Raw genomic sequence first — 15,978 nt, 5'->3', positions numbered from 1 at the left:
ACGGCGACACGCCGCTATTCGCGTGCGGGATGCGCACCCTCGCCACCGGCGAGCGGCCCCAAAAAGCTCGCGATGGCGAGTTACGCGCGGGGGTGGGCCTGGTCGTGGACGGCGCGCAGCCGGGCGACGGTGACGTGCGTGTAGAGCTGCGTCGTCGCGAGCGACGAATGGCCCAGTAGCTCCTGCACCACGCGCAGGTCGGCGCCGCCTTCCAGCAGGTGGGTGGCCGCGCTGTGGCGCAGGCCGTGCGGCCCGATGTCGGGCGCACCGTCCACCGCCGAGATCGTCTGGTGCACGACGGTTCGCGCCTGGCGGGGGTCGAGGCGTCGTCCCCGTGCCCCGAGCAGCAGCGCCGGGCCGGACGTCGCGACCGCCAGCGCCGGGCGGCCGTCGGACAGCCAGGCCCGCAGCGCGTTGAAGGCCGGCTCGCCGAAGGGCACGGTGCGCTCCTTGTCGCCTTTTCCGAGCACGCGCAGCAACCGTCGGCTCTGGTCGACATCATCGATGTCCAGGCCGCACAGCTCGCTGACGCGGATGCCGGTGGCGTACAGCATCTCGACGATCAGCCGGTCCCGCAGCGCCACCGGATCACCTTGTTCGGCACCGGAATTCGCCGCCGACATGGCATCGACGGCCTGGTCCTGCCGCAGCACTGCGGGCAGCGACCGATGCGCCTTGGGGGTCTGCAGCCGGACGGCCGGGTCGGTCTCGAGCAGCCCGCGCCGCACCGCCCACGCGGTGAAGGTCTTGACCGCAGAGGTCCGGCGGGACAGCGTGGTCCGGGCGGCGCCCCTCGCGGCCTGTTCGGCGAGCCACGACCGCAGCGTCATCAGGTCCAGGTCCCCGAGGGTCGCGTCGTCGCCGAGGAATTCCCCCAACGACCGCAGGTCACCGAGATAGGCGCGCCGCGTGTGCTCGGAACGCCCGCATTCGAGTTCGAGGTACTGATCGAACTCGTCGAGAACCGCCTGGTGCACTCCCCTACGTTGGCAGAACGCTCGGCCGATCGCCCGTCACGCCACCCGTCGGTGGCCGAGCTGTGACCTCAGGCGTCGACGCGCCTGCCCGCACGTTCGGCGAACGCATCGAGCGCAGCAAGAACCTCCGGGGATCGCCATACGCGATTGCGGCGCCCAGCGGTGGTCTCGATGATCACGCCTGCCTCAACCAATGGCGTCAGTACACGCTGGGCGTGTGCAGTCTGGGCCACAATGCCTTTGTCCACGAGCAGTGCGGCATTGATCACGGGGCGGCTGGTCAGTAGGTCGGCCACCTTCCACGCTCCTGAATCCGCACGCGCGGTGATCCTGTCGTTCCAGCTGGCGCGGATGGTGCGCAGGTCTGTGACCAGCTGCCGACCGTTGACCGTCGCACGCAGGCTTGCCTCGGCGAATCGCTCCACGATGGGCGCGGCGTCACCCTCCCGGTACGCCGTAAGTGCCCCGATGTATCCGTCCGTATCGGCCAGCAACCCCGCCGACACCGGCACAGTGATCTGACGAGTCAGTGCCTTATTGCGCAGCATTGCCTGGACCAGCGCACGCCCGGTGCGACCGTTGCCGTCGGTAAACGGGTGCAGCGTCTCGAATTGAGCGTGGGCTACCGCGATCAGCGGCAGTACTGCGGTGTCGGTGCGCTTCGTGAACGCGATGAGGTCGTCGATCGCAGCGGGAATGAGTTCGTGACGTGGGCCTACGAATGTCGCACCGATAGGTGTCGATCCACGACCGATCCACACCGGCTCGGTACGCCATTGCCCCGGGGTGTGCCGTGGCTGATTGACCATGAGCGCGGCGTGCATCGCGAGGATGGCTGCGGCGTCGATGGTCCCCGAGAGATCCAACGCAGCCCGCATCGCGGCGGTGTTGGCGACGATGTCGGCGGCGTTGCGCTTGCCAGTGCCACCGACGAGCTCTTCCTCGGCGATAGCACTTGCCGACGCCCAGAGATTCTCGATCTGGGAGCTGGCAGCAGATTCCGACCGCAGCAGGACCGCAGCGAACGGTGCGATCTCGCCGGCTAGTTCGGCGTCGAACCGGGCGATCTCGCGGCTCGCTGCTTCAGCCTCGGCCAAGACCGCGTCGGGCAACACCAGGTCCAGCTCGGCGATGCTTGCCGGCACTGCTGGATGGTAGGTGCCGTACTTGGTTGGCATACCTGCGTAATGAACCTGCGGCTCCCAGCGCACATCCTCATAAGTAACAGCGCTAAGTGGATGCACCCTGCGATCTTACATCCATTTATCAGTTAAGTGGATGTAAGATCGGGTGTTGCATCCACTTGTTCGCTCAGACGTCGACGCGCCGCAAGGCATCCGGCGTCAGTTCGGCCAGTGAGCGGTAGCCGTCGATGGCCATGGTCAGGTCGGTCTCGGCCAGCAGGGACCGCACCACGTGAACGACGCCGGCGGTGCCGGCCAGTGCCATGCCGTACGCGTACGGCCGGCCGATGCCGACCGCCGTCGCCCCCAGCGCCAGCGCCTTGACGACGTCGGCACCGGTCCGGACGCCGGAGTCGAACAGGACTGGCAGGCCGTCGGCCGCCGCGACGACGCCGGGCAGGCAGTCGATGGCCGGAATTCCGCCGTTGGCCTGCCGGCCGCCGTGGTTGGAGCAGTAGATGCCGTCGAGGCCGGCGTCGCGGACGCGCCGCGCGTCGTCAGGGTGACAGATGCCCTTGACCAGCAGCGGCAACTTCGTCAGCGACCGCAGCCAGGGCAGATCGTCCCAGGTCAGCGGGTTGCCGAAGTCCTGCACCCACTGCATCACCACGCCCTGTGGGTTCTGCTCGGGCGGCGCGGGCAACTTGGCACGGAAGACCGGGTCGCTGGTGTAGTTGGACAGGCAGTGGCCGCGCAGCTGCGGGAAGTTGGCGGTCGACAGGTCGCGGGGGCGCCAGCCGGGTACCCAGGTGTCGAGGGTGACGACGATGCCCTGGTACCCCGCCGCTTCGGCACGGCTGACGAGGCTCGCCGCCAGGTCGCGGTCTTTCGGGGTGTACAGCTGGAAAAAGCCTGGGGTATCACCGAATTCGGCGGCGACGTCCTCCAGCGGATCGCTGGTGAGCGTCGAGACCATCATCGGCACCCCGGTCTGGGCCGCGGCCCGCGCGGCATGCAGGTCGCCGTGGCCGTCGCGGGCACAGATGCCCATGACGCCGATGGGCGCGAGGAACAACGGCGATGGCAGCTTCAGCCCGAACAGGTCGATCGTCAGGTCCCGCTCGGTGGCCCCGACCAGCATCCGCGGCATGAGGCCCCAACGCTCGAAGGCGCTGACGTTGACGCGTTGCGTCCGCTCGTCACCGGCGCCGCCGGCGACGTACGACCAGATCGACGGCGGCATCGCGGCCTGGGCGCGCTCCTCGAGTTCCGCGAACGAGATCGGCAGCGTCGGGACGACACCGCCGAGCCCCTGCAGGTAAATCTCGAGTTGGTAGTCACCGAACGCCATCAGGCCCGCCCTTCCGTCGCAAACTTCGGCTGAGGATCGCACATTAGCGTCGGCCTGCGCGTCGGCTTTCCGGCCTATGCCTCGGCTTCCGCCTTCGCCAGCTCCGCCTTCCACTGCCGGAAGGTCTCTTCGGTACGGCCGCGGCGCCAGTAGCCGGAGATGGACGCCCATTCGGCGCCGACGCCGCGCTCCTTGCGCAGGTAGGGCCGCAGGTTGTGCATGACGGTCTGCGCCTCGCCGTGCACGAACACCTGGACCTGGCCGGGCAGCCAGTCGGCCGCCCGGACCGCCGCGATGAGCGGTGCGTTGTCGCCGGCCTGGTCATCGGGCACGAGGTCGGCGCGGCCGCCGCGGTGGATCCACTGGATCTTCACGCCGGCCGGCGCGGTCAACTCGAGTTCGTCGTCCGGTCCGTCGACTTCGATGAAGGCGTGGCCGATCGCGTTGGGCGGCAACGCTTCCAGTGCGGTGCTCAGCGCCGGCAGCCCGGCTTCGTCGCCGGCCAGCAGGTGCCAGTCGGCGGCCGGGTTGGGCGCGTATGCCCCGTTGGGTCCCATGAGATACGCCGGATCGCCGGGCGCCAACGACGCCGCCCACGGCCCGGCCACGCCGGTGTCGCCGTGTACGACGAAGTCGACGGTGAGTTCGCGCTGCTCGACGTCGACGCTGCGCACGGTGTAGGTCCGCACCGTCGGGCGCTGGTCGGCCGGCAGCTCCTCGAAGCTGTCCAGCGTCAGCGGCTGCGCGAGACCGGCGACCTGGACGCCCGTGGGCACGATGACGAACTTGACGTAGGAATCTGTGAATTCCTTGGGAGTGAAGGTGTCGAACCCGTTGCCGCCGAACACAACACGAATCATGTGCGGGGTCAGGCGCTGGGTGCGGAGTACTTCGAACGTATGAATCGGACGGCCTGCCACGCCTCGACTATACGAGCGGCGCGGCCGCCGTGGTGGGCTACCGAGCCAGCACCGCCGCCGTGTACTTGGGCTTCCAGTCCGACGTCAGCAACGCACCGAAGTTGGATTCGAGGTCGTCACGCTTGGCAGTGTCGGTGTCACGCACCGCGAAGATGAAGGCCGGGCCGCTCCAACCCGTCCCCGCCACGCCCGACAGCACTTGCAGAATCTGGCGCGCCTGCTCGTCCTGGCTGACGCCCCGGGCCTGCGGCGCGCACGTCGAGGCGCCCAGTTCTGTCATCCAGACCTTCTTGTCGCCGTCGCCGTTGACGGTCATCAGGTCGTGCACGCGCACCAGGTCCGACCACCCGTTGTCGCCGTCTTCGGCGATGCCGCCCGGGAACACATACGGGTGCATCGCGGTGGCGTCGAAGAACTTCCGCGCGCCATTGGCGTACATGTCGGCGAGGAATTTGGTCGGTGCGTCTGGGCCGGTGGCGCGGCTGAGCCCGGCGGCGATGACCGTGGCGCCGGGCTGAATGGCCTTGATCGCCGGATAGGCCGCCTTGAGCAGCTCGGTGTAGACGGCGGCGCGGTTGTCGGTGAATCCGAAGAACAGCGGCAGATTCGGCTCGTTCCAGATCTCCCAATCGGCGACGCGGTCGCCGTAGCGCTGCACGACGGCGGTGACGAAGGCGGCGTAGTCCGCCGGATTCACCGGTGGCGCACTGAAATACGAGCCCGGCGCCCGAGCCCACGCGGGGCTGTACGCGATCAGGCCGAGCACCTTCAGGCCACGCTTCTTGGAGCCGTTCACCCAGTGGTCGACGTAGTGCCAATTGTATTGACCCTTAACGGGTTCCACGATGTGCCAGTCGATGAGCACCCGCATCCACTGCGCCCGGGTTCGGGCGACGGCATCGAGTTCGCGGTCGGCGTCGGCGTCGCTCATCCAGGACTGGGGCGCGCCGACGCTGAATCCGTAACCGGCGTCGGGCACCGCGGGCATCGCGACGGGCGAGGGACGCACCCACACGCATTCGCCCGCCACGAGTGCGACGACCAATCCGATGACGGCAGCGAGCCACCGAAAACAGCGGCGAGCGCGAACCATGCCAGCGGGCATTCAGGCGGACGGCTGCAGTGCGGGCAGCGGCTCGGTCGCGATGCGGTGCGCCTCTTGGGTGTCGATCCCCAAGGCGCGCAACACAAGTTCCGCAGTGGCCGAGCCTGCCTCACGCCAGGTCTGATGACCTTCCAGAACCATCCACATGGCGCTGACCGTGGCGCCCATGACCATCGAGGCCACGCTGTCGACTCCGATCTCACCCAGCTGGTAGCGGCCGGCCGCCACGCCGGCGTCGACGTCACTGCTCGGCGGGCCGGCCATCCAGGTGCGCAGCGTCTCTTCGCTGAGGCCGAACTTGACGGCGAACCGTCCCAGCATGGGGTTCTCGTGCCCATAGCGCACCCACATCCGAATGCCCGTGGCCAGCCTCGTCGCGGCATCATCGGTCGCCGCCGCCAGGAACGAAGCCGAAACGCGCCGATGCAGGTCCGCGGTGACCTCACTGACGACGCGATCGAACAGATCGTCCATCGAGCCGACGTTCCGGTACAGGGTGCCGCGGGCCACGTTCGCCTCTTGCGCCAGCTCACTGATGGTGACCTGCGTGGTGCCCTTCTCGACGAAGAGCCGCACTGCCGCCGTCACGATCCGGTCGTCAGTTGTGGTCATGGCGCGGCTCCTTCAAGTTCTCCTGCACCGTCTGCATCACCTGTCCAATCCATAACGATAGCAACAGCGATTGCACACATCATCGATCTTCTGAACAACTTTGTTCAAAATACACCCTTGACTTGTGTTGAACACTTCTGTTCAATTCGATACATAGTTGTTGCCACTCGAAGGGATCAACGATGATCGAACCCTCCCCGACTGACCGGGTCCCGGTACTGATCGCCGGCGGCGGGCCGGTCGGCCTCACCTTGGCGCTGACCTTGGCCCGTCAGGGCGTGCCGGCACTACTCGTCGAACGCAATCCGTCGACGACGACGCACCCCAAGATGGACATCACCAATGGCCGCAGCATGGAGCTGTACCGGCAACTCGGCATCGCCGACGAACTACGCAAAGTGGCTGTCCCCGAGGACAATCCGTTCGACGTCGCGTGGGTCACCAAGCTCAGTGGGTGGGAGTTGGCGCGATTCCGCTACCCCGGGGTGGCCGCGCGCCGCGACGCCATCCGGGCCTGCACCGACGGGACCATGGCATTGGAGCCCCCGATGCGGGTCTCCCAGGCGATTCTCGAACCGGCGCTGAAGGAGATCCTGGAGACGCGCACCGGCGTCGACGTCCGGTATGGGTGGGCATTGCAGTCGTTCCGCCAGGACGCCGGCGGCGTCGACGCCGTCATCAACTGCAGCGCCACCGGCGAGACCCGGACCGTACGCGCGGACTATCTGGCCGGTTGCGACGGCGCCGGCAGCATCGTGCGACGCGAACTGGGAATCGCGTTGCACGACATCGATATCCGCCGTATGGCCGCCCGCGAAATCGGGCTGCGCAAAATGGTCGCGGGCACGGTGCGGGCATTCATGGACCAGCGACAGACCCCGATGGACGGCCGCGTGTACATGGTGCATTTCACTTCCCCGGCCCGCGAGATCTTGGAGCGGTTCGGCACCACCTGGCACACCCAGTCCCCCGAAGGCTGGACCCTGATCTCGCAGAACGACCGTGACACCTGGACGTTGCACACGCTGATCGGCGTGGGAGTGAAGACCGAGGCGATCGATCCGAAGCAGTTCCTGTTCGCCCGCCTGGGAGTCGAATTCGACTGCGACATCATCGTTGCCAACGAGTGGCGGCCCCGGCTGTCGCTGGCCGACTCGTACGGGCACGGCCGAGTCTGGCTGGCCGGCGACTCCGCCCACCAGGTGGTGCCCAACGGTGGCTACGGCATGAACACCGGTGTCGGCGACGGGGTCGGGCTGGGCTGGGCGCTGGCCGCCGTTGTCAACGGCTGGGGCGGTCCGCGCCTGCTCAGTGCGTACGCGGCCGAACGCCGCGGCGTCGGGATCGCCAATCGGGATGCCTCAGCACGCCACACCATGGTGCGCCTGGCCATCCAAATGGCAAACCGCGCATCGCTTTCCGGGCAGAACTGGTCAGGTGAACGCGACCGCGCACGCCTGGGACGCGAGATTCTGGATCTCGGCAACCTCGAAAACGAGGCCGACGGAATCGAGTACGGATACCGCTATGACACCTCACCGGTCGTCTGTACGGAACCGAGCTGCCCGCCGGCCGGCCCCTCGCATCGGTACATCCCGAGCACCGTGCCGGGTGCCCGCCCGCCGAGTGTCTTCCTGCCCGATGGCACAGCGTTGTTCGATCTGTTCGGCCCCGGATTCACCCTGCTGCGTTTCACCGATATCGATATCACCGACTTGATGGCGGCGGCCGACGACCGCGGTGTCCCACTGACCGTCGTCGACGTCCGCGACGCACACACCCGCAAGCTCTACGAGCGCGACCTGGTGCTCATCCGTCCCGATCAGCACGTCGCATGGCGCGGAGACCACGGCCCCGCCGACGCGCTGGCCGTGATCGACAAGGTCCGGGGTGCGGTCGGCGCCGCGGTCACAGCGTCACGAAAGGAGTACGCACGATGAGCAGCAACACCATTGGCGCCCACAACGGCCTGCACAGCGCGCAGGGGGCACTGGCCGGCGAGCACCCGGGGCGCTCCCGCAACCCACTGATCAAGGTGACGGACGTCGCCTGGCTGGAATTCGACAAACCCGACCTGGCGCGCGCCGAGGCCTTTGCCCATGCGTTCGGCTTCGGCACCGCGCTGCGCACCGATACCGAATTGCATTTGCGCGGCAGCGATCCCGACGCCCCGTGTGTCCTCATCCGGCGTGGCGCGCAGACGCGTTTCCGCGGCATGGCGTTCGCCGCCGGCGACGACACAGACCTGGTCCGACTGGCCGACAAGACCGGCGCCCGGGTGACCGCGCTACCGGAGGCGATCGGCGGGCTGGGTGTGCACTTGACCGACCCCAGCGGTATTCCGGTGCACGTGGTGTCCGGTACGCATCCGCTGAGCCCGCTGCCGGCCCAGGCACCGCACACCTTCAACCTCGGCCACGATGTCGTCCGGATCAACGCCACTCAACGGCCGCCGCGGGTGCCGACGACGGTGCAACGCCTCGGCCACGTCGTCGTCCAGTCCACCAAATACCGTGCCGCGCTGGACTGGTACCTCGATACGCTCGGCTTGATCGTCAGCGACTTCCTGTACTTCCCGGGCCAGCGCGAACGCGGCCCCACCATGAGCTTCATCCGGTGTGACCGCGGCTCGATCCCGACCGACCACCACACCCTCGCCTTGGCGCTGGGGCCCGCGAACCGCTACGTCCACTCGGCCTATCAGGTCAGTGACCTCGACGCCCTCGCCGCCGGTGGTGAATACCTCAAAGACCATGGCTACCAACGCTCCTGGGGCATCGGCCGGCACATCCAGGGCAGCCAGATCTTCGACTACTGGCGTGACCCGGACGGGTTCATGGTCGAGCACTTCACCGACGGCGACATGTTCGACAGCACGCTCGAACCCGGATGGGCCGAGTTCACCGCCTCCGGCCTGGCGCAATGGGGACCGCCGGCCACCGCCGACTTCCTCGGCACCAGTCCGCGGCACGCGCGCGGCGAGGTACGAGAACTGCTCACCGCCCTGCGCAGCAACAACGAATTCGACGTCAACCGCCTCATCGGCCTACTGAAAGCAGCCAAGTCATGACCATCTCCGTTCTGCGCACCGCCGACGCCTGGTGGGTGCACACCGCCACCGGTGCCGCCAAGATCGCCACCGATGCGACCACCACGGGCGCCCTGCTCGCCGACCGCGCCGCCATCGAAGCCGCTGCCGCCGACACCGCCACGGTGCCGGTCGACAGCCTCGAACTCGTGTCTCCCGTGACCGCACCCTGCCGGGTGGTCGCCCAGATGACGAACTTCGCCTCGCACGTCAAAGACGCCGGGATGGAACCGGCCTCGATCCCGTTGACCTTCTTCCGTAAATCGTCGGCGTCGATCACGGGCCCATCGGACGCGATCGTCAAACCCAGCCACGTGCAGTTCCTGGACTACGAAGTGGAGATCGGTCTGGTCATCGGCACCGACATCCCGGTGGGCAGCACCATCACCGAGGCCAACCTCGCCGACTACGTAGCCGGACTGGTGGTCACCAATGACGTCTCCGCGCGCGACATCCAGCTGCCCCAGACACAGTTCTACGAGGCCAAGTCCTACCCCACCTTTACGCCCGTCGGCCCGGCCCTGGTGCTGTTGACCGCCGCCGAGCTCAAGCGCTTCGGCGAGCTGCGACTACAGCTGCGCGTGAACGGCCAACTGCGGCAAGACATGCGCGTTGCCGGCGACATGATCTACCCGCCGCTGCAGGCCCTGCAATCGCTGACCCGCTTTCAAGACCTCAGTGCCGGCGACCTGATTCTGACCGGCACACCCGTGGGCACCGCGCTGAGTGCGCCGCACAAGGCTGTCGCGTTCATCGGGTCGCTGCTGCCGCCCGCCGTGAAATGGAAGGCCTTCTTCAAGAGCCAGGCGCGCAACCCGAAATACCTGCACGACGGTGACGTCGTCGAGACGACCATCGCCACCGATGACGGCGCCATCGACCTCGGTGCCCAGCGCAACATCGTGAAGTACGCATGAGCGCGAACCTGTTGTGGCCCAGGTACTCCAGCCCGAGCGACCTGGCCGACATCGAAGCCGTCCCACTTTCCGAGCGGGGCTTGCCGGCCTCCACCTACGCGCTGCTGGCGCGCGCGGCACAGATGTGGCCGGACCGGATCGCCGTCAGCGTCGTGCCCGACGGCGAACGTTGGGAGAAGCCCGTTGAGCGCACCTTCAGCCAACTGCTGCACGACGTGCACCAGAGCGCAAACCTACTGCGCGACTTGGGTGTTCAGCGCCATGATGCCGTCGCGCTCATCGCACCGAACTGCGATGACCTGATCACCGCGACGCTGGCGGCTCAGCTCGCCGGCATCGCGGCGCCCATCAACGGCGGGCTCTCCCCGGAGCACGTCAGTGAACTGGTGCGGCGATCCGGCGCCCGAGTCCTCATCACGGCGGACGCTGAGCTCGACGCCTCGGCATGGGCGGTGGCAGAGCGTCTCGTCAGTGCCGGCTTGATCGACACCATCCTGCTGATCGGGCCGACCGGCGCGACGGCGATCGACGTCCCCACGGTGGCGGGAGCCAAGGTCGACTACCTGGCGCGACTGTCCACGGCACACGACGGCACCCGATTCCACGGCGCCGCACCGGAATCCACCGATCTGGCCGCGTTGTTCCACACCGGCGGAACCACCGGCGCGCCGAAACTGGCCGCCCACACGCACGCCAACGAGGTGGCCGATGCATGGATGATCGCCGCCAACACGGTGCTCGATGAAACCTCGGTGTTGTTCGCCGCGCTGCCACTGTTCCACGTCAACGCCCTCGTGGTGACGCTACTGGCGCCGCTGCTGCGCGGACAGCAGGTGCTGTGGGCCGGCCCGCTCGGCTACCGGGATATGTCGCTCTACGGCAACTTCTGGAAAATCATTGAGCGCTACGGGATCTCCACCATGAGCGCGGTACCGACGGTGTACGCCGTGCTCAGCCTGCTCCCCGTCGATGCCAACATCTCCAGTCTGCGGATGGCGATTGTCGGTGCCTCCGCGCTGCCGCCTGCGGTGCGCAGCGATTTCGAGTCGCACACCGGTGTCCCCCTGCTGGAAGGTTACGGCCTGACCGAGGCCACCTGCGCCAGCGCGCGCAGCTTCCCCGACCATCCCCGGCCCGGCTCGGCCGGTCAGCGGCTCCCCTACCAACAACTCAAGACCGTCGACATCGACGACAACGGCGACTGGCACGAACTGTCGGCCGGCCAGATCGGCACCCTCGTGGTCGGTGGCCCCACCGTGTTCCCGGGCTACGTCACCGACCGCAGCTCTGACGGTTTCGTCCTCGACGGCAACGGCAAGCTCGTCGACGGTTGGCTCGACACCGGCGACCTCGCATGGGTCGACGACGACGGCTTCGTCCATCTCTGCGGGCGCGCGAAGGACCTGATCATCCGCGGCGGGCACAACATCGACCCGGCAATGATCGAAGACGCACTGCTGGCGCATCCCGACGTCACCGGCGCGGCCGCGGTCGGCCGGCCCGACGTGCACGCCGGTGAGGTACCGGTCGCGTATGTCACATTGCGGCCCGACGCTGCCACAACTCCGGATTTGTTGCGGCAGTGGGCCGTTGAGCACGTCGCCGAGAGCGCGGCCGCTCCGAAATCGGTAATCGCGATCGACGCCATCCCCGTCACCGCCGTCGGTAAGCCGTACAAGCTGCCGCTGCGGGCCGACGCCGCCCGAAGCGCGGTCCGTGACGCCGTCGCAGATGTCGACGGCGTGCGCGGCGTGACCGCGGATACCGAAGACGCAGCAACGGTTGTCACGGTGCGCGTGGCCCCCGGCACGGACCGTGCCCCGGTCGAGGCAATCCTGGGCCGTTACGCCCTCACGTGGCGGCTGGTGGATGCGGAGTGAGCACCGTGACGCCAACCCGCACCACGTCGCTGCTTGCTCCACTCATGTTGCGTAGCGATCTCTCGCGTGACGCAGCCACCACATACTGGGCAAAGACGCACGCCGACAAGGTCATACGTTTGCCACATCTCCTCGAATACAACCAACGGCTGTTCTCGTCCACCGACCACGGGTTCTGGCCGGCCACCGCCGGCATAGGTACCTCGATACCGCGCACATGGCACCTCGACGGCTGCGCCGAGATCCGATTCACCAGCGCCGCGGCCATGCTGCGCACCGGCCTGCACTCGCGCGAGGTGTTCCTCGATGAGCAGAACGTCTTCACCCGGGTGTTGGCCCACCACACAGGGCCGCGCGGCGGACGCTGGTTCACCGACGGGTACGACAACTCCGCCCAGCAGCACGTCGCACTGTTGTTGCGCCGCCGAATGGGTGTCGCCGCCAGGATGTTTCGTTCCTTTGTGCATCAGCAGCTGAGCCCGGCGCTGATGGCAGCAGGCGCAAGGGATCTACGGTCCTACGCCTTCCTGCCGTATACCCCGCTTCTCGGCGGATCGCCCGGCGTCGCCCACGACAACCCGCCCCAACACCGGTACCACGCAGCGGTGTTTTTCGGCGTGGACGATCGCGCCGCGCTCGACGAGCTTCTCACACACGACAATTTGGCCGAGGTGCTCGACACGCAGCACACCGTGCTGACCGCAGTGCACGGCTATGCGGTGGAGCGCACCGTCCCGGTGATCGGCCGTTCTCGAACCACATCTTTCAACCTCATCGAAGGGACGACCCCATGAGCTTGCCCACCCCGAACCCGTCGTCGACTGCCGTCGTCACCGGCGCGTCATCCGGCATCGGCGCCGACATCGCACGCGAACTCGCCGCCCGCGGCCACAACGTCACCTTGGTGGCCCGCCGCGAAGACCGGCTGCATGCACTTGCTGCGGAGCTCTCCTCAGAAGTCAATGTCGAAGTGATCGGGTGCGATGTCACCGATCCGACGCAGCGGGCCGCACTGTTCAGCACCATCGCAACGCGCGGTCTGCAGGTCGACATCCTGGTCAACAATGCGGGCATCGGAACCATTGGCGCAGTTGTCGACTCGTCCGTGGATGCGGAAATCAACCAGGTCCGCGTCAATGTCGAGGCTGTCATCGACCTGACGACCCGCGCCGTACAGCAGATGGTTCCCCGCCGCCGCGGCGCCATCCTCAACGTCGGGTCAAGCGCCGGGTTCATGCCGACACCCACACAGGCCGGCTACGCCGCCACCAAGGCATTTACCCATGTGTACGGCGAAGGACTGCGCGGAGAGCTCGCGGGCACCGGCGTCACTGTCGCCACGTTGTGCCCAGGGCCTGTGGCGACCGAATTCCTCTCTGCCGCAGGCGCTGACGACGATGTATTCCGGTTGCCCAAAATGATGTACATGTCCTCCCGCGACGTTGCACGAGCCGGCATCGAGGCCATCGATCGCGACTGCGGGACGGTGATCCCGGGGTGGCCAACCCGGGTTGTCACCCGTATCGCGCGCCTTGTTCCCAACCGCCTCCTCGTGCGTGTTCTTGCCTCGGGCAGGCGCTCGCTGCTGACGAGCAGTTGATCCCATGACCGACCCCTCCTCGACGGCATCCGCACTCAAATCCGCAATGCGGGTGGCTGTACCGAACTATCTGCGGTGGTACCACCGTCACGAAATCCACATCGACGCCGAGATTCCCGAGCCTGCATTGCTTGTCGCCAATCACGGCTTCGGCGGCCTGGTGGACCTCAACGTGCTGGCGATGATCGCCGTCCGCGAGAAAGCGGCACTCAAACGGCCGACCACCGCGCTCGTTCACCAGGTGGCGTGGACGGTCGGCGCCGGCCGCATCGCCGAGTTTCTCGACGGCCGGCCCGCAAGCCAGGAATCGGCAGACGCCGCCTTCGCCGCCGGGCACAACGTGCTGGTGTTCCCCGGCGGCGACGTCGATGCCGGGAAGTCCTGGCGGGACCGCAATCTGGTGCATTTCGATGAGCGCTGCGGGTTCGCCCGCCTGGCCATGACTCATGACGTCCCGGTGGTCCCGGTCGTGACGGCCGGCGCCGGTGACTCGTTGTTCGTCGTGTCCGACGGCAGAGGCCTCGCCCGACGATTGGGCCTGCACCGGCGTCTGCGCATGAAGACATTGCCCATCAGCGTCACCATTCCGTGGGGACTCAATATCGGCGTCGCCGGCATGCTCCCCTACGTCGCATTGCCGACCAAGTTGGTGACCGCGGTCCTGCCCCCGATGACCGCGAATCCCGGGGAAACCGCCGAGGACTTCGCGTCCCGAATCGAGGCCGCCATGCAGACGCGCCTCGACGCTCTCGTCGCCAACCGCATGCCGATCATCGGCTGATTCCGAGTCGAGGACCGAAATGCCTGACCCTGTAACGCAATCCGTGCCCGTTGTCGTCGTCGGAGCGGGACCGACCGGTGTCACTGCCGCGACGTTGCTCGCCGACCACGGCGTGCCGACGCTGGTTCTGGACCGCTGGGAATCGGTCTATCCCCAGCCCCGCGCGGTGCACCTCGATGACGAGATTCATCGCATCCTTGCCCGCCTCGGCGTGGCCGAAGAGTTCGCCACGATTTCCCGCCCGGCGCTCGGCTTACGGTTGCTCGACCAGAACCACCACACGCTGGCACAGTTCGACCGCGACCCCGCCCGCAGCCGGCACGGCTTCCCGCAAGCCAACATGTTCGACCAACCCGAACTGGAACAGCTGCTGCGCGCCAACCTGGCCACGCGACCAAATGTGCAGCTACGCGGCAACTCCGAGGTCACCGGCATCACCCAACACGAACCGGGCCGCGTCCGGGTGACCTACTCCGACCGCGCCACCGGGACGGAGCACGTCGTCGAAACCAGCTACGTGCTGGGCTGCGACGGAGCCAACAGCATCGTGCGAGCCTCCATCGGTGCGGCCATGGACGACCTGCGGTTCGAGCAGCGCTGGCTGGTGGCCGACGTCGTCACCGAAGCCGAACTCGAGCAGTGGGATGGCGTGCACCAGGTCTGCGATCCCGTTCGGGCTGCGACGTACATGCGGATCGGCCCCAACCGCTACCGGTGGGAGTTTCGACTACTGCCGCCGGAAACAGCCGCCGACTTCAGCACGATCGAGACCCTTCGGCCCTTGATCGCACCGTGGATCGGCGATGTCGCCGACGACGACCTCGACCTGGTGCGGGTCACCGAATACACCTTCCGCGCACAGATTGCCGACAGCTGGCGGGACCGCAATGTGTTCGTCCTCGGCGATGCGGCCCACCTCACGCCGCCCTTCATCGGGCAGGGCATGGGCGCGGGCCTGCGCGATGCGATGAACCTCGCGTGGAAACTCGCCGGAGTGATCAACGGAGAGCTACCCGAGGCTCTGCTGGCAACATACGAGCAGGAACGGAAACCCCACGCGCGCAGCATGATCGGCCTGGCGCTGGGCGTGGGGTGGGCGATGACAGCCGGTGGACATATCGGAAACCTCGTGCGACGCACCGTCGCACCCCGGCTACGGTTGATACCCGGCCTCCGCGACAAGCTCACAGACGGCACCACCCCGGCGTTACGCGCGTCGGCTCTGGTGATCACGAGCCGTGCGCCATGGCACCTCGCCGGAACCCTGTGCCCCAACCCGGTACTGGCCGATGGCCAGCGCCTGGACACGTTGTTGGGCAATGGCTTTGCACTCATCACCACGATGCGCCCGCTGGCGTTCCAGCTCGCCGCGCTCGATGAGCACGGCATCGTCGTTCATGTCGCCGAGCCCGGCGGTGAGTTGGAACGGTGGTTGCGCCGCGGCCACGCCACCGCCGCTGTCATCCGGCCTGATCGCACCGTCATGTGCGCGGGCCGCGACGTGTGGAAACTGTGTGCGGCCATACCGGGGTTCACGGCGTCCACTCGGACACACAGCGCGCAGCTGCCCTCCGCCGCCCTACGGGACCGCGCCTAATCGTCCGCAGCCACGGTCATGAGAGG

Annotated in this window: 14 protein-coding genes; 8 read left to right on the top strand and 6 right to left on the bottom strand. The window is 67.4% G+C overall.

Features of this window, described 5'->3' with window-relative positions; translation table 11 throughout:
- Positions 1-80: 80 nt before the first annotated feature.
- The 6 genes from VXD91_RS15040 to VXD91_RS15015 form a co-directional block, all read right to left on the bottom strand.
- The gene (locus tag VXD91_RS15040) at positions 81-977 is read right to left on the bottom strand and encodes a tyrosine recombinase XerC (protein ID WP_318986022.1); all 897 of its coding nucleotides are present in this window, start codon (positions 975-977) and stop codon (positions 81-83) included.
- Positions 978-1,045: 68 nt separating this feature from the next.
- Positions 1,046-2,122, bottom strand: coding sequence for a Fic family protein (locus tag VXD91_RS15035; RefSeq protein ID WP_346415772.1), 1,077 nt, complete (start codon positions 2,120-2,122; stop codon positions 1,046-1,048).
- Positions 2,123-2,288: 166 nt separating this feature from the next.
- Positions 2,289-3,452 (bottom strand): lactate 2-monooxygenase, encoded by a 1,164-nt coding sequence (locus tag VXD91_RS15030; protein WP_226521639.1) that lies wholly within the window; start codon positions 3,450-3,452, stop codon positions 2,289-2,291.
- Positions 3,453-3,526: 74 nt separating this feature from the next.
- Entirely contained in the window at positions 3,527-4,372 is an 846-nt protein-coding gene (locus VXD91_RS15025) for a siderophore-interacting protein (protein ID WP_226521638.1), read from the bottom strand.
- A gap of 37 nt (positions 4,373-4,409) precedes the next feature.
- Positions 4,410-5,465, bottom strand: coding sequence for a hypothetical protein (locus VXD91_RS15020; RefSeq protein WP_346415771.1), 1,056 nt, complete (start codon positions 5,463-5,465; stop codon positions 4,410-4,412).
- A 12-nt stretch (positions 5,466-5,477) separates the two neighbouring features.
- Positions 5,478-6,089: a TetR/AcrR family transcriptional regulator gene (locus tag VXD91_RS15015; RefSeq protein ID WP_212811849.1), complete on the bottom strand. Its 612-nt coding sequence runs from the start codon at positions 6,087-6,089 to the stop codon at positions 5,478-5,480.
- A 182-nt stretch (positions 6,090-6,271) separates the two neighbouring features.
- On the opposite strand from VXD91_RS15015, the gene VXD91_RS15010 reads away from it, so the two are divergent.
- The 8 genes from VXD91_RS15010 (at position 6,272) to VXD91_RS14975 (ending at position 15,952) form a co-directional block, all read left to right on the top strand.
- Positions 6,272-8,029: an FAD-dependent monooxygenase gene (locus VXD91_RS15010; protein ID WP_318986020.1), complete on the top strand. Its 1,758-nt coding sequence runs from the start codon at positions 6,272-6,274 to the stop codon at positions 8,027-8,029.
- Complete coding sequence (locus tag VXD91_RS15005) at positions 8,026-9,159, top strand: VOC family protein (protein WP_318986019.1); 1,134 nt, start codon at positions 8,026-8,028, stop codon at positions 9,157-9,159. Before VXD91_RS15010 ends, VXD91_RS15005 begins: the two co-directional genes overlap by 4 nt.
- Positions 9,156-10,094 (top strand): fumarylacetoacetate hydrolase family protein, encoded by a 939-nt coding sequence (locus tag VXD91_RS15000; RefSeq protein ID WP_318986018.1) that lies wholly within the window; start codon positions 9,156-9,158, stop codon positions 10,092-10,094. The genes VXD91_RS15005 and VXD91_RS15000 overlap by 4 nt, the downstream gene beginning before the upstream one ends.
- On the top strand, positions 10,091-11,974 hold the full coding sequence (locus tag VXD91_RS14995) for an acyl-CoA synthetase (protein ID WP_318986017.1): 1,884 nt from the start codon (positions 10,091-10,093) through the stop codon (positions 11,972-11,974). The genes VXD91_RS15000 and VXD91_RS14995 overlap by 4 nt, the downstream gene beginning before the upstream one ends.
- A gap of 119 nt (positions 11,975-12,093) precedes the next feature.
- Complete coding sequence (locus VXD91_RS14990) at positions 12,094-12,768, top strand: hypothetical protein (RefSeq protein ID WP_212811853.1); 675 nt, start codon at positions 12,094-12,096, stop codon at positions 12,766-12,768.
- The gene (locus VXD91_RS14985) at positions 12,765-13,574 is read left to right on the top strand and encodes an SDR family oxidoreductase (protein ID WP_318986016.1); all 810 of its coding nucleotides are present in this window, start codon (positions 12,765-12,767) and stop codon (positions 13,572-13,574) included. The genes VXD91_RS14990 and VXD91_RS14985 overlap by 4 nt, the downstream gene beginning before the upstream one ends.
- A gap of 4 nt (positions 13,575-13,578) precedes the next feature.
- Complete coding sequence (locus tag VXD91_RS14980; RefSeq protein ID WP_318986015.1) at positions 13,579-14,355, top strand: 1-acyl-sn-glycerol-3-phosphate acyltransferase; 777 nt, start codon at positions 13,579-13,581, stop codon at positions 14,353-14,355.
- 19 nt (positions 14,356-14,374) lie between these two features.
- Positions 14,375-15,952: a bifunctional 3-(3-hydroxy-phenyl)propionate/3-hydroxycinnamic acid hydroxylase gene (locus VXD91_RS14975; RefSeq protein ID WP_318986014.1), complete on the top strand. Its 1,578-nt coding sequence runs from the start codon at positions 14,375-14,377 to the stop codon at positions 15,950-15,952.
- Positions 15,953-15,978: the final 26 nt, after the last annotated feature.

The organism is Mycobacterium sp. SM3041, from assembly GCF_039668335.1.
GTDB lineage: Bacteria > Actinomycetota > Actinomycetes > Mycobacteriales > Mycobacteriaceae > Mycobacterium.
The sequence above is the reverse complement of the archived record's forward strand: the minus strand, read 5'-3'. Positions and strand labels throughout refer to the sequence as shown.

What these genes read in the sequence shown, in the direction of transcription:
- VXD91_RS15030 (WP_226521639.1), bottom strand. Translation starts at nt 3,452, where the DNA reads ATGGCGTTCGGTGACTACCAACTCGAGATTTACCTGCAGGGGCTCGGC.
- VXD91_RS15020 (WP_346415771.1), bottom strand. Translation starts at nt 5,465, where the DNA reads ATGGTTCGCGCTCGCCGCTGTTTTCGGTGGCTCGCTGCCGTCATCGGA.
- VXD91_RS15015 (WP_212811849.1), bottom strand. Translation starts at nt 6,089, where the DNA reads ATGACCACAACTGACGACCGGATCGTGACGGCGGCAGTGCGGCTCTTC.
- VXD91_RS15010 (WP_318986020.1), top strand. Translation starts at nt 6,272, where the DNA reads ATGATCGAACCCTCCCCGACTGACCGGGTCCCGGTACTGATCGCCGGC.
- VXD91_RS15005 (WP_318986019.1), top strand. Translation starts at nt 8,026, where the DNA reads ATGAGCAGCAACACCATTGGCGCCCACAACGGCCTGCACAGCGCGCAG.
- VXD91_RS15000 (WP_318986018.1), top strand. Translation starts at nt 9,156, where the DNA reads ATGACCATCTCCGTTCTGCGCACCGCCGACGCCTGGTGGGTGCACACC.
- VXD91_RS14995 (WP_318986017.1), top strand. Translation starts at nt 10,091, where the DNA reads ATGAGCGCGAACCTGTTGTGGCCCAGGTACTCCAGCCCGAGCGACCTG.
- VXD91_RS14985 (WP_318986016.1), top strand. Translation starts at nt 12,765, where the DNA reads ATGAGCTTGCCCACCCCGAACCCGTCGTCGACTGCCGTCGTCACCGGC.
- VXD91_RS14980 (WP_318986015.1), top strand. Translation starts at nt 13,579, where the DNA reads ATGACCGACCCCTCCTCGACGGCATCCGCACTCAAATCCGCAATGCGG.
- VXD91_RS14975 (WP_318986014.1), top strand. Translation starts at nt 14,375, where the DNA reads ATGCCTGACCCTGTAACGCAATCCGTGCCCGTTGTCGTCGTCGGAGCG.